Here is a 12,026-nt window from a genome sequence, read left to right as displayed (position 1 = left end):
GAATGGATCTGGAGCACAAGTTCTGCCGCTTCGACGCGGAGGTGACGCTGGTCGAAGGAACGAAGATCGAGGGCTATGCCTCGTTGTTCGGGGCCTGCGATCAGGGCGGCGACGTGGTGGCGCCGGGGGCCTATGCGGCCTCGCTGCGGCGGCTGGGTGCCGAAGGGCGCGCGGTCAAGATGCTCTGGCAGCACGACCCGGCCCAGCCCATCGGGATCTGGGAGGAGGTGCGTGAGGATGCGCGCGGGCTCTATGTGAAGGGGCGCCTTCTGGACACGGTCGAGAAGGGCCGCGAGGCGGCGGCGCTGATCGCGGCGGGGGCCATCGACGGTCTGTCGATCGGCTATCGCACGCTGAAGGCGCGCAAGGACGAGAAGGGGCGCAGGCTTCTTACGGAACTGGAGCTTTGGGAAGTGTCGCTGGTGACCTTTCCGATGCTGCCCAGTGCGCGGGTGGCGGCCAAGGGCGAGAGCCCCGACGACGCCATGCTGCGTGAATTGGCGCAGGCGCTGGAGGGCGCGCGTCTGGATCTGGCGGGCGGCTGACGCGCGCCTCTTAGGAACGGGATCGAGATCATGAGCAACTCCGAGACTGGTTCTCGGACCGGGGAAGATCTGTCTCCGGTCGCCCGAGTGAGCGCCGCTGTTGCGGGACTCGTCGGGGACTTCAGGGCCATGCAGGCCGATTTTCAGGTGAAGCTTCAAAAACAGGAAGAGCGACTGACCATGCTTGACGCAAAGATGACCACCCCGCGCGGGCGCCCGGCGCTGGCCACCACGGCCGAGATCCATGCCCCGCATCAGACGGCGTTCGACGCCTATCTGCGCACCGGCGATGACGACGGGCTGCGCGGCCTCGTGCTGGAGGGCAAGGCAATGTCGACCGCCGTGGCGGGCGACGGCGGCTATCTGGTCGATCCGGTGACCTCGGAGACCGTTCGTTCGGTGCTCGACAGCACCGCGTCGATCCGTGCCATCGCTTCGGTGGTGACGGTGGAGGCCACGTCTTTCGATGTGCTGATCGACCGGGGCGAAACCGGTGCGGGCTGGGCCGACGAGACGGCGGATGCGAGCGAGACCGGCACGCCGACCATCGACCGGATCTCGATCAAGCTGCATGAGCTGTCGGCGCTGCCGAAGGCGAGCCAGCGGCTGCTGGACGATAGCGCCTTCGACATCGAGACCTGGCTGGCGGGTCGGATCGCCGACAAGTTCTCGCGCGCCGAGGCAGCGGCCTTTGTGAGCGGCGACGGCGACGACAAGCCGCGCGGTTTCCTCGACCATGCCGCGGTGGACAACGCGGTCTGGACCTGGGGCAATCTGGGCTATGTGCCCTCTGGCGTGGACGGGGCCATCGGCGATGGCGATGCGATCATCGACCTGGTCTATGCGCTGGGGGCCGAGTACCGGGCCAAGGCCAGCTTCGTGATGAACTCGAAGACCGCCGGTGCGCTGCGCAAGCTCAAGGATGCGGACGGGCGGCATCTGTGGTCGGACGGGCTGGCGGCGGCGGAGCCCGCGCGGCTCATGGGCTATCCGGTGCTGATCGCCGAGGACATGCCGGACATCGTCGCCAATGCCTTTGCCATCGCCTTCGGCGATTTCAGCGCCGGTTACACCATCGCCGAGCGCCCGGACCTGCGGGTGCTGCGCGATCCGTTCAGCGCCAAGCCGCATGTGCTGTTCTATGCCACCAAACGCGTGGGCGGCGACGTGAGCGATTTCGCCGCCATCAAGCTGCTGCGCTGCGCGACCGCCTGAGACTGACGCGGACATGAGGGCGGGCCTGGCCCGCCTTCATGGGGCGCGTGCCGGAAGAACTCGCGTTGTCCAGCTGCTCCCCTCCGTCCGAGCAACGTGGGCGGCACGCGCCCGCCTTGAGCCCCGGTCGCGGAGGTCGGGAGAGGATTGCGGAGAAAATCAGATGATGTTGATCGAAGAAACACAGGTGCCCGACGCGGCCCTTCCGGTCGAGGCGCTGAAGCGCCACCTGCGGCTGGGCAGCGGCTTTGCCGAAGACGATGTGCAGGACGCGGTGCTGGGCTCGTTCCTGCGTGCGGCGCTGGCGGCCATCGAGGCGCGGACGGGCAAGGCGCTGATTGCGAGGGGCTTTGTCTGGACGCTGCACGGCTGGCGCGACGCGGAAGCTGCGGTGTTTCCGGTGGCGCCGGTGAGCGCGGTGAGCCAGCTTTCCGTCGTGGATCGGTTCGGGGCGGCAGAGGTCATCGACCCGGCGAGCTACCGGCTGGAGGCGGACGGACAAGCGCCGAGGCTGCGCCCGCAGGGCACGGCGCTGCCGGCGATCCCCGAGGGCGGCGCGGCAGAGATCCGGTTTACCGCCGGTTACGGCGCGGCGTTCGACGATCTGCCCGCCGATCTGGCGCAGGCGGTGCTGCTGCTGGCGGCGCATTACTACGAATACCGTGACGAGACGGCGCTGGGACAGGGCTGCATGCCTTTCGGGGTGACCTCGCTGATCGCGCGGTATCGCCCCGTGCGTATGGGGTTCGGCGCATGAGCGCGCCGGTTTTGAACCGGGCTCTGGTGCTCGAGGCGCCGGTTCCGGCCCCCGACGGGGCAGGCGGGCTGACGGAGACCTGGACGGCGCTCGGCTCGCTCTGGGGCGAGCTGCGGCCCCGGACGGGCCGCGAGGTGACGGGCGAGGCCGGGGCGGTTGCGGTGAACGCGGTCCGGGTGACCGTGCGCGGGGCGCCGCAGGGCGCGTCGAACCGACCGGTGGCGGGGCAGCGGTTTCGCTGCGGGGAGCGGATCTTCCGGATTCTCGCGGTCACCGAACGCGCGCCGGACGGGATGTATCTGATCTGCGAGACCCGCGAGGAGGTGGCGGCATGAGCTATGCGATGTCGGCGGCGCTGCAAAGCGCCGTGTATCAGCAGCTTTCGGGCGACGGGGCGCTGTCGGCGCTGGTGGGCAGCGACATCTACGACGCGCTGCCGGCGGGCACGCTGCCCGGGCTCTACGTCATGCTGGGGGCGGAGAGTGCCCGCGACGCCTCGGACCAGACCGGCATCGGGGCCTGGCACGATCTCAACGTGGCGGTGGTGACCGATGCGGCGGGGTTCCAGATCGCCAAGACCGTGGCGGCGGCGGCCTGCGATGCGCTGAACGGCGCCGGGCTGACGCTGGACCGGGGGAGGCTGGTGAGCCTGCGGTTCCTGAAGGCGCGGGCAAAGCGCGAGAGCGGCGGGCTGCGGCGGATCGACATGACCTTCCGCGCCCGCGTCGAAGACGATTGATCCCTTTCATCAAGGAGTAAGGCAATGGGTGCCCAGAACGGCAAGGATCTTTTGATCAAGGTGGATCTGACCGGCGACGGCCAGTTCCAGACCATGGCGGGGCTGCGCGCCACGCGGGTGAGCTTCAATGCCGAAAGCGTCGATGTGACGACGCTGGAAAGCCAGGGCGGCTGGCGCGAGCTGCTGGCGGGGGCCGGGGTGAAATCGGCCAGTATCTCGGGCTCGGGCGTGTTCAAGGACAGCGGCACGGACGAGCGCGCGCGGCAGATCTTCTTCGATGGCGAGACCCCGGATTTTCAGGTGATCATCCCCGATTTCGGCACCGTGGAGGGGGCGTTCCAGCTCACCTCCATCGAATATGCCGGGTCGCATAATGGCGAGGCGACCTATGAGGTCGCGCTGACTTCGGCGGGGGCGCTGTCCTTCGTGCCGGTGCCGGTGGCCTGACATGGCCAATCCGTGGCGGGGAGAGGTGGCGCTGACCCTCGATGGCGAATGCCGGGTGATGCGGCTGACGCTGGGGGCGCTGGCCGAGCTGGAGGCGGGGCTGGACGAGGGGTCTCTGGTGGCGCTGGTGCAGCGCTTCGAGGAGGGCCGGTGCAGCACGCGCGACGTGCTGGCGCTGATCGTCGCGGGGTTGCGCGGCGGCGGCTGGGAGGGCGGCGCGAAGGATCTGCTGCGCGCCGAGATCGCCGGCGGGCCGATGGTTGCGGCGAAGGCGGCGGCGGAGCTGCTGGCGCGGGCCTTCATGCTGCCGGAGGAGAGCGGATGAGCGCGGGCTTTGCCTGGCAGCACTTGCTGCGCGCGGGGCTGCGCGGGCTGCGGCTGACGCCCGAGCAGTTCTGGGCGCTCACCCCCGCCGAGCTGCGGCTCATGCTGGGCGAGGAACGCGGCGCGAGGCCGATGGGACGGGCGCGGCTGGACGAGCTGATCGCGGCCTTCCCCGACGAGGTGAAAGGAGACGGTCCATGACCGACATAGAGACGCTGGACGATCTGGAAGCCGAGCTTGCGGGGCTGGAACAGAGCCTCGGTTCGGCGACCGCGATGGCGGCGGGGTTCGATGCGGAGATGAAGCGCATTCACCAGACCTTTTCGGCCACGGGCCGCAATGTGTCCAAGCTCGAAGGGGCGCTGAGCAAGGGGTTGGGGCGGGCCATCGACTCGGTCGTGCTGGATGGCGCCCGGCTGAGCGAGGCGCTGGAGCAGGTGGCGCGCTCGATGATCGACGCGGCCTACAAGGCCGCCGTGCAGCCGGTGACGCAGCATGTGGGCGGGCTTCTGGCAGGGAATATCGCAGGGCTCTTCGGCGGGTTTTCCTGGTTCGAGAAAGGCGGCTCGTTCAGCCAGGGACGGGTGATGCCCTTTGCCTCGGGCGGGGTCGTGTCCGGCCCGGTGAGCTTTCCCATGCGCGGCGGCACCGGGCTCATGGGCGAGGCGGGGCCGGAGGCGATCATGCCGCTTAGCCGGGGCGCCGATGGCAAGCTGGGGGTGCGCGCGCAGGGCGGCGGCGGACAGCCGGTCACGGTGGTGATGAACATCAGCACGCCGGATGCGCAGAGTTTCCGGCGCAGCCAGTCCCAGATTGCGGCGCAGATGGGCCGCGCGCTGGGACAGGGCGCACGCAACAGGTGAGGGACGGGCGATGAGCTTTCACGAGGTGAGATTTCCGGCGGATCTGAGCTTTGGCGCGCTGGGCGGGCCAGAGCGGCGGACCGATGTGGTCGAGCTGACCAGCGGTTTCGAGGAGCGCAACAGCCCCTGGGCGCATTCGCGCCGGCGCTATGACGCGGGGCTGGGGCTGCGCGGACTGGACGACATCGAAAAGCTGCTGGCATTTTTCGAGGCGCGGCACGGACAGCTTTACGGGTTCCGCTGGAAGGACTGGGCGGATTACAAATCCTGCAAGCCGAGCGGGAAGATAACGCCGAACGATCAGGTGATTGCCCATGGCGATGGCGAGACGCGGGCCTTTCAACTGGTGAAGAGCTATCGCTCGGGCGGGGTTGTCTATGAGCGGCCGGTTTCCAAGCCCGTGGCGGGATCCGTGCTGGCCGCGGTGCAGGATGTGGAGATGCGCGAGGGCGTGCATTTCGACATCGACCTCACCACCGGCATCCTGACATTCGCCGAGGCGCCGCTGGCGGGGGTCGAGGTTTCGGCGGGCTATGAGTTCGACGTCCCGGTGCGCTTCGATACCGGCCATATCGCTGTCAGCGTGGCGAATTTCCAGGCCGGGCAGGTGCCCGACGTGCCCGTGGTCGAGGTGCGGGTCTGATGGGCGCGGCGGAGCTTCACGCGCATCTGGCCGGCGGGCTGACCACCGTGGCGCGGTGCTGGGCGGTGACGCGGCGCGATGGCACCCGCTACGGGTTTACCGATCACGACCGGGATCTGAGTTTCGACGGGCTCGTGTTTCGCGCCGACACGGGGTTGTCGGCGATGGCGTTGCAGCAGGCGACGGGGCTGGCGGTGGACAACACCGAGGCGATGGGCGCGTTGCGGGACGATGCGCTGTCGGATGCGGACATCGAGGCCGGGCGCTTTGACGGGGCCGAGGTGGTGTCTTGGCTGGTCAACTGGCGGGAGGTCGCACAACGGCGGATGCTGTTCCGCGGCACCATCGGCGAGATCCGCCGGGCCAATGGCGCCTTTCACGCGGAGTTGCGCGGTCTGACCGAGGCGCTGAACCGGCCCGTCGGGCGGGTGTTTCAGACGCCGTGCGCGGCGGTTCTGGGGGATGGCACCTGTCGTGTCGATCTGAGCGAGCCCGGCTATGTCCACGAGACGGCACTGCTGGCGGCAGAGGAGAGCCGGTCGTTCCGTCTCGGCGATCTGAACGGGTTTGAGGAAGGCTGGTTTCAACGCGGCCGGCTGGAGGTTCTGAGCGGCGCGGCGGCGGGGCTTGGCGGCACCGTCAAGCGGGACCGCGTCTGGAACGGCGAGCGCGCGGTCGAGCTGTGGGAACCTCTGGGGGCGCCGGTGCAACCCGGCGATCTGATCCGGCTGAGCGCGGGCTGTGACAAGCGGTTCGAGACCTGCCGGCTGAAGTTCAACAACCTTCTGAATTTTCGGGGTTTCCCGGATATTCCCGAGGAGGATTGGATCATGGTGCATCCGGCTCAGGCGAAGGCTCAGAGCGGCGGGAGCCGGCGATGAGCGGGGCGAAGATCGTAAGCGCGGCGCGCGGCTGGATCGGCACGCCCTATGTGCATCAGGCTTCGGTGCGCGGTGCGGGTTGCGATTGTCTCGGGCTGTTGCGGGGGGTCTGGCGCGAGCTGATCGGCCCGGAGCCCGAGCGCGCGCCGGCCTATACGAAGGACTGGTCCGAGCCGCAGGGCGACGAGGCGCTGCTGCGCATCGGGCTGCGCTACATGCGGCGCAAGGGGCGCGATGACGAGGCGCCCGGCGACGTATTGCTCTTCCGGATGCGCGAGGGGTCGGTGGCGAAGCATCTGGGCGTGCAGGCCGAGATCGGCGAGGGGGCGAGCTTTGTGCACGCCTATACCGGGCACGGGGTGATCGAGAGCCCGCTGAGCCTGCCCTGGCGCCGCCGTGTGGCGGCGCGTTTTGCCCTTCCAATGGAGACGACATAATGGCGACGATCCTTTTCTCGGCGGTCGGGGCCGCGGTTGGCAGCGCGGTGGGCGGCTCGGTTCTGGGGCTCTCGATGACCGCCGTGGGCCGGTTCATCGGCGCGAGCTTTGGCCGGGCGCTGGACCAGCGGCTGATGGGGCAGGGGGCCGAGACCATCGAGACCGGGCGGGTCGAGCGGTTCCGGCTCAGCGGGGCGGGCGAGGGGGCCGCGATTGCCCAGGTTTACGGGCGCATGCGGATCGGCGGCCATGTGATCTGGGCGACCGAATTCACCGAACATGTGAAGAAGAAAAAGGCCAGCGGCGGCGGTAAGGGTGCGCCCTCGCAGCCCACGGTGAAGAGCTACAGCTATTCCGTGAGCCTTGCTCTGGCGCTGTGCGAGGGCGAGATTTCCGGCGTGACCCGGGTCTGGGCGGATGGTGCCGAGCTGCCGGTGGGCGACCTGAACATGCGGGTCTATCCGGGCAGCCTCGACCAGCAGCCCGATCCCAAGATGGAGGCGGTGGAAGGTACCGGGATGGTGCCCGCCTATCGCGGCACCGCCTATGTGGTGATCGAGGATCTGATGCTGGAGAGCTTCGGCAACCGGGTGCCGCAATTCAGTTTCGAGGTGACGCGCCCGGTGCAGGACGATCCCGAGGATGTGCCACATGCCATTCGCGGCGTGGCGATGATCCCCGGCACCGGGGAATATGCGCTGGCGACCGAGCCGGTGCATATGTCCTATGGCGGCGGCTCCTCGGCGGTGGTGAATGTGAATTCGCCGACCGAGGCGCCGGATTTCAACAGCTCGCTCGACCAGCTCACCACCGAGATGCCGGGCTGCGGCGCGGTGTCTCTGGTGGTGAGCTGGTTCGGCAGCGATCTGCGCTGCGCGCATTGCGAGATCCGGCCCAAGATCGAGCAGGCCGAATTCGACGGGAAAAAGATGAAATGGAAGGTGTCGGGGCTGGCACGGGGTGACGCTCTGCTGGTGCCGCGCATCGACGACCGTCCGGTCTATGGCGGCACGCCTTGCGACGAGTCGGTGGTGCAGGCGATCCGGCGCATGACCGATCAGGGGCTGTCGGTGATGTATTACCCGTTCATCCTGATGGATCAGCTTGCGGGCAACGGGATCGAAGACCCCTGGAGCGGGGCGACCGATCAGCCCACGCTGCCCTGGCGCGGGCGGATCACGCTGGATGTGGCGCCCGGGCGCGACGGCTCGGCCGATGGCAGCGCGGCGGCGGCGGTCGAGGTGGCGGCGTTCTTCGGGGCGGTGACCGCGGCGGATTTCTCGGTCGGGAACGGGACGGTCGGCTATTCGGGGCCGGCGGAATGGTCCTACAGCCGGTTCATTCTGCATCAGGCGGCGCTTTGCGCGGCGGCGGGCGGGGTCGAGGCGTTTTGCATCGGCTCGGAGATGCGCGCGCTGACGCAGATCCGCTCGGACGCGGGGTTTCCCGCCGTTGCGATGCTGCGGGCGCTGGCAGCAGAGTGCCGGGCGCTGCTGGGGCCGGGGGTGAAGCTCGGCTATGCCGCTGATTGGTCGGAGTATTTCGGCTATCATCCCGACGATGGCTCGGGCGATGTGTATTTCCATCTCGATCCGCTTTGGGCGGATGATGAGATCGACTTCATCGGGATCGACAATTACATGCCGCTGTCCGACTGGCGCGATGGCGACGATCATGCGGATGCCCATTGGGGGGCGATTTACAACCTCGACTATCTCATGGTCAATGTCGCCGGCGGCGAGGGCTATGACTGGTATTACCCCAGCGCCGAGACCCGCGCCGCGCAGCGCCGCGAGCCGATCACCGACGGTGCCCATGGCGAGCCCTGGGTCTGGCGCTACAAGGACATTCGCGGCTGGTGGGAAAACGCCCATCACGAGCGCATAGGCGGCCTGCGCCAGACCCAGCCCACCGCATGGGTGCCGGCCTCGAAGCCGATCCGCTTTACCGAGCTTGGCTGTGCGGCGCTCGACAAGGGGACGAACCAGCCCAACAAGTTCCTCGACGCGAAAAGTTCGGAAAGCCGTTTGCCCCATTATTCCAACGGGCTGCGGGACGAGCTGATTCAGCGCCATTACCTGCGGGCGATGCACGGCTATTGGGGCGATCCGGCCAACAACCCGGTGTCCGAGGAATATGGCGGGCCGATGCTGGACATGGATCACGCCTATGTCTGGGCCTGGGATGCGCGGCCCTACCCATGGTTTCCGGGACTGTCGGGGCTCTGGTCGGATGGCGACAACTACCGGCGCGGGCATTGGCTGAACGGACGGGTGTCCTCGCGCACGCTGGCGTCGGTGGTTGCCGAGATCTGCGACCGCGTGGGGCTGCACGATTACGATGTCAGCGGGCTTTACGGCTGGGTGCGGGGCTATGTCGTCGATCAGGTTGGCGATGCCCGGCGGTCGTTGCAGCCGCTGATGCTGGCGCATGGCTTCGATGCGATCGAACGCGACGGGGCGCTGAGCTTTGTCACCCGGCGGGGGCGCGGCGCGGTGGCGCTGGCGCCCGAGACCCTGGCGGTGTCGGAGGATCTGGAGGGCGATCTGGTCCGGACCCGGGCCAGCGAGGCCGAGATGGCGGGCCGGGTGCGGCTGCGTTTTGTCGAGGCCGACGGCGATCATGCCATCGCCGCCGAGGAGACCGTGCTGCCGGACGAGGAAACCCATGCGGTGGCCGAGACCGAGCTGTCCATGGCGCTGACCCGCCGCGAGGCGCGGATGACGGTCGAGCGCTGGCTGGCCGAGGGGCGCATCGCGCGCGAAACGCTGCGGTTTGCGCTGCCGCCCTCGCGGCTTGCGGTGTCGGCGGGGGATGTGATCTCGTTGCCGGCCGAGGCGGGCCGGGTGCTGGCGCGGGTGGACCGGGTCGAGGTGGGCACACATCAGCTTGTGGAGGCGGTGCGCATCGAGCCCGATGTCTATCTGCCCTCGGATTTTCTCGACCAGTTGCCGAACCTGCGCCCCTTCACCCCGGCGGTGCCGGTGCTGCCGCTGTTCATGGACCTGCCCTTGATGAGCGGCGAAGAGGTCGCGCATGCGCCGCATGTGGCGCTGACCGCCGACCCCTGGCCGGGCTCGGTCGCGATCTACGATTCCGCCTTTGACGGGGATTACGTGCTGAACGAGATCGTCGCGGCCCGCGCGGTGGTGGGGGTGACCGAGACCGAGATGCACCGCGCGCCGGAGGGCCGGTTGGATCACGGACCGCTGGTTCAGCTACGGCTTTTCTCGGGCGCGTTGCAGTCGATCTCGGACGAGGCGCTGCTGGCGGGGGGCAATCTCATGGCGATCGGCGACGGCACCCCCGGCAACTGGGAAATCTTTCAGTTTCGCGATGCGCAGATGGCGGGTGAGAATGTCTGGTTGCTTGGGCACCGCTTGCGCGGACAGTTCGGCACCGATGGCGGCATGCCCGACGCCTGGCCGGCGGGATCCTGGGTGGTGGCGCTGGACGGGACGCCGCAGCAGATCGCGCTGGCGGCGGCGCTGCGGCGGCAGCAGCGGCATTACCGCATCGGCCCGGCCCGCCGGCCCTATGACGATCCGGCCTATGTCCACGAGGTGCATGCCTTCGACGGCAACGGGTTGCGGCCTTATCGCCCGGTGCATCTGCGGGCATCGGAAAGCGGCGGGATCGTATCGCTGAGCTGGGTCCGGCGCACGCGCATCGACGGCGACGACTGGACGCTGGAGGAGGTGCCGCTGGGCGAAGAGAGCGAAGCCTATCAGCTTCGGGTGATGCAGGGCGAGACCCTGCTGCGCAGCGCTCAGGTGGCGCAACCGTCCTGGAGCTACGATCCGGCGCTCGACGGGATTTCCGGCGTCTACGCCATCGAGGTGGCGCAGATTTCTGCGCGTTACGGGGCCGGACCGTTTGCACGGGTGTCGCTCTCGGCATGAGGCCGGTTCTGCACGGCGATCTGATCTGCGCGGCCTGCGCGCTGCTGGCGGTGCCGCGCGGGCAGCGTTGGCGGTTCGCGCGCGATCTGGTGGCGCGGGCGGATGCGGCGGATCGCTACCGGCGGCATCTGGGCCGGGCGCATCCGGACTGGGGGAACGGCACGCTGATGGCGGCGGCGCTGGCGCATGTGCTGGCGCCGGAACGGCGGCTCGACGATCCCGACTATGCCGAATGCTTGATCCTCGTGCTCGAGGCGCTGCGGGTCTGGCGCGCGGGGCGCGGGCGGCTGCCCGACACCGCGCGCGGCGGCGGTGAGGGGCCGAGAGGCTGATCTTCTGCGCCGCGGCCATCGCTGTCCGCGATCTTTCCCATCACGGTTTTGCGTTTCTGCCCCGCGCGCCTATCTGCTATAAGAGTCGGATCGAACGGAGGGAAACATGGCCGAAACCCGCGCAAGGATCGCCGAGCTGGACCCTGTCTGGGCCCGCATCACCCGCGAGGCGGAAGAGGCGGTCGCCGCCGAGCCGCTGCTGGGCGGCATGGTGCATGTCTCGGTGCTGCACCACGCCACCATCGAGGGGGCGCTGGCGTTCCGCATCTCGATGAAGCTCGCCAATGGCGAGATGTCGGAACAGATCCTGCGCGAGATCTGCGACGAGGCCTATGGCGCTGACCCGTGGCTGGCCCGCGCCGCGCGGGCCGACATCCGCGCCACCTTCGAGCGTGACCCGGCCTGCCATCGCTTCCTTCAGCCGCTGCTCTACTTCAAGGGGTTCCAGGCGGTGCAGAGCCAGCGCGTGGCGCATTGGCTCTGGCAGCAGGGGCGCAAGGATCTGGCCTTCTTCTTTCAGATGCGGTCCTCGGAGCTGTTCGGTGTCGACATTCACCCGGCGGCGAAGATCGGGCAGGGGATCATGATCGACCACGCCCATTCCATCGTCATCGGCGAGACGGCGGTGGTCGGCAACAATGTCTCGATCCTGCATTCGGTGACGCTGGGCGGCACCGGCAAGGAGGACGAGGACCGTCACCCCAAGATCGGCGATGGCGTGCTGATCGGCGCGGGCGCCAAGGTGCTGGGCAATATCCGTATCGGCAACGGCTCGCGCGTCGCGGCGGGCTCGGTGGTGCTGGAAGAGGTGCCGCCCTGCAAGACCGTGGCGGGGGTGCCGGCAAAGATCGTCGGCGATGCCGGCTGCGACCAGCCGTCGCGCAACATGGATCAGAAGCTCACCGGCTGCAACTGTTCGGGCTGAGCGGGTCACGGGCGCA

Annotated in this window: 15 protein-coding genes; all 15 read left to right on the top strand. The window is 68.6% G+C overall.

The annotated features are described in order from the left end of the window. Positions 1 to 2 precede the first annotated feature (2 nt). The 15 genes from M4578_RS02005 to cysE all read left to right on the top strand — a co-directional run bounded on the left by M4578_RS02005 (position 3) and on the right by cysE (position 12,010). Positions 3 to 545, top strand: a complete 543-nt coding sequence (locus M4578_RS02005; RefSeq protein ID WP_258091759.1) for an HK97 family phage prohead protease — start codon at positions 3 to 5, stop codon at positions 543 to 545. Between the two features lie 30 nt (positions 546 to 575). Then, positions 576 to 1,760: a phage major capsid protein gene (locus M4578_RS02000; RefSeq protein ID WP_258091758.1), complete on the top strand. Its 1,185-nt coding sequence runs from the start codon at positions 576 to 578 to the stop codon at positions 1,758 to 1,760. Between the two features lie 163 nt (positions 1,761 to 1,923). Further along, positions 1,924 to 2,517 carry a head-tail connector protein gene (locus tag M4578_RS01995; RefSeq protein ID WP_258091757.1) on the top strand — a complete coding sequence of 198 codons (594 nt, stop codon included), beginning with the start codon at positions 1,924 to 1,926 and terminating at the stop codon, positions 2,515 to 2,517. Further along, complete coding sequence (locus tag M4578_RS01990) at positions 2,514 to 2,852, top strand: head-tail adaptor protein (protein WP_258091756.1); 339 nt, start codon at positions 2,514 to 2,516, stop codon at positions 2,850 to 2,852. The genes M4578_RS01995 and M4578_RS01990 overlap by 4 nt, the downstream gene beginning before the upstream one ends. Further along, entirely contained in the window at positions 2,849 to 3,256 is a 408-nt protein-coding gene (locus M4578_RS01985) for a DUF3168 domain-containing protein (protein ID WP_258091755.1), read from the top strand. The genes M4578_RS01990 and M4578_RS01985 overlap by 4 nt, the downstream gene beginning before the upstream one ends. Positions 3,257 to 3,280: 24 nt before the next feature. Beyond that, the gene (locus M4578_RS01980; RefSeq protein WP_258091754.1) at positions 3,281 to 3,703 is read left to right on the top strand and encodes a phage major tail protein, TP901-1 family; all 423 of its coding nucleotides are present in this window, start codon (positions 3,281 to 3,283) and stop codon (positions 3,701 to 3,703) included. 1 nt (position 3,704) lies between these two features. Continuing rightward, positions 3,705 to 4,028, top strand: coding sequence for a gene transfer agent family protein (locus M4578_RS01975; RefSeq protein WP_258091753.1), 324 nt, complete (start codon positions 3,705 to 3,707; stop codon positions 4,026 to 4,028). Further along, positions 4,025 to 4,228, top strand: coding sequence for a rcc01693 family protein (locus tag M4578_RS01970; protein WP_258091752.1), 204 nt, complete (start codon positions 4,025 to 4,027; stop codon positions 4,226 to 4,228). Before M4578_RS01975 ends, M4578_RS01970 begins: the two co-directional genes overlap by 4 nt. Further along, positions 4,225 to 4,890 carry a phage tail tape measure protein gene (locus M4578_RS01965; RefSeq protein WP_258091751.1) on the top strand — a complete coding sequence of 222 codons (666 nt, stop codon included), beginning with the start codon at positions 4,225 to 4,227 and terminating at the stop codon, positions 4,888 to 4,890. Before M4578_RS01970 ends, M4578_RS01965 begins: the two co-directional genes overlap by 4 nt. Positions 4,891 to 4,900: 10 nt before the next feature. Beyond that, complete coding sequence (locus M4578_RS01960) at positions 4,901 to 5,533, top strand: DUF2460 domain-containing protein (RefSeq protein ID WP_258091750.1); 633 nt, start codon at positions 4,901 to 4,903, stop codon at positions 5,531 to 5,533. Continuing rightward, complete coding sequence (locus M4578_RS01955) at positions 5,533 to 6,414, top strand: DUF2163 domain-containing protein (protein WP_258091749.1); 882 nt, start codon at positions 5,533 to 5,535, stop codon at positions 6,412 to 6,414. Before M4578_RS01960 ends, M4578_RS01955 begins: the two co-directional genes overlap by 1 nt. Next, positions 6,411 to 6,851 (top strand): C40 family peptidase, encoded by a 441-nt coding sequence (locus M4578_RS01950; protein ID WP_258091748.1) that lies wholly within the window; start codon positions 6,411 to 6,413, stop codon positions 6,849 to 6,851. Before M4578_RS01955 ends, M4578_RS01950 begins: the two co-directional genes overlap by 4 nt. Further along, entirely contained in the window at positions 6,851 to 10,753 is a 3,903-nt protein-coding gene (locus M4578_RS01945; protein WP_258091747.1) for a baseplate multidomain protein megatron, read from the top strand. Before M4578_RS01950 ends, M4578_RS01945 begins: the two co-directional genes overlap by 1 nt. Next, on the top strand, positions 10,750 to 11,085 hold the full coding sequence (locus M4578_RS01940; RefSeq protein ID WP_258091746.1) for a DUF7742 family protein: 336 nt from the start codon (positions 10,750 to 10,752) through the stop codon (positions 11,083 to 11,085). The genes M4578_RS01945 and M4578_RS01940 overlap by 4 nt, the downstream gene beginning before the upstream one ends. Positions 11,086 to 11,191: 106 nt before the next feature. Next, positions 11,192 to 12,010: a serine O-acetyltransferase gene (gene cysE, locus M4578_RS01935; RefSeq protein WP_258091745.1), complete on the top strand. Its 819-nt coding sequence runs from the start codon at positions 11,192 to 11,194 to the stop codon at positions 12,008 to 12,010. The last annotated feature ends 16 nt before the right edge of the window (positions 12,011 to 12,026 follow it).

The sequence above is a fragment of the Salipiger pentaromativorans genome (genome assembly GCF_024721115.1).
In the GTDB taxonomy this organism is placed as follows: Bacteria; Pseudomonadota; Alphaproteobacteria; order Rhodobacterales; family Rhodobacteraceae; genus Salipiger; species Salipiger pentaromativorans.
This window is presented reverse-complemented; position numbering and strand designations above follow the sequence as displayed.

Coding starts and splice junctions, on each gene's coding strand:
- M4578_RS01980 (WP_258091754.1), top strand. CDS start 3,281: ATGGGTGCCCAGAACGGCAAGGATCTTTTGATCAAGGTGGATCTGACC.
- M4578_RS01940 (WP_258091746.1), top strand. CDS start 10,750: ATGAGGCCGGTTCTGCACGGCGATCTGATCTGCGCGGCCTGCGCGCTG.
- M4578_RS01990 (WP_258091756.1), top strand. CDS start 2,514: ATGAGCGCGCCGGTTTTGAACCGGGCTCTGGTGCTCGAGGCGCCGGTT.
- M4578_RS01955 (WP_258091749.1), top strand. CDS start 5,533: ATGGGCGCGGCGGAGCTTCACGCGCATCTGGCCGGCGGGCTGACCACC.
- cysE (WP_258091745.1), top strand. CDS start 11,192: ATGGCCGAAACCCGCGCAAGGATCGCCGAGCTGGACCCTGTCTGGGCC.
- M4578_RS01995 (WP_258091757.1), top strand. CDS start 1,924: ATGATGTTGATCGAAGAAACACAGGTGCCCGACGCGGCCCTTCCGGTC.
- M4578_RS01960 (WP_258091750.1), top strand. CDS start 4,901: ATGAGCTTTCACGAGGTGAGATTTCCGGCGGATCTGAGCTTTGGCGCG.
- M4578_RS01950 (WP_258091748.1), top strand. CDS start 6,411: ATGAGCGGGGCGAAGATCGTAAGCGCGGCGCGCGGCTGGATCGGCACG.
- M4578_RS01965 (WP_258091751.1), top strand. CDS start 4,225: ATGACCGACATAGAGACGCTGGACGATCTGGAAGCCGAGCTTGCGGGG.
- M4578_RS01975 (WP_258091753.1), top strand. CDS start 3,705: ATGGCCAATCCGTGGCGGGGAGAGGTGGCGCTGACCCTCGATGGCGAA.
- M4578_RS02000 (WP_258091758.1), top strand. CDS start 576: ATGAGCAACTCCGAGACTGGTTCTCGGACCGGGGAAGATCTGTCTCCG.
- M4578_RS01985 (WP_258091755.1), top strand. CDS start 2,849: ATGAGCTATGCGATGTCGGCGGCGCTGCAAAGCGCCGTGTATCAGCAG.
- M4578_RS01945 (WP_258091747.1), top strand. CDS start 6,851: ATGGCGACGATCCTTTTCTCGGCGGTCGGGGCCGCGGTTGGCAGCGCG.
- M4578_RS01970 (WP_258091752.1), top strand. CDS start 4,025: ATGAGCGCGGGCTTTGCCTGGCAGCACTTGCTGCGCGCGGGGCTGCGC.
- M4578_RS02005 (WP_258091759.1), top strand. CDS start 3: ATGGATCTGGAGCACAAGTTCTGCCGCTTCGACGCGGAGGTGACGCTG.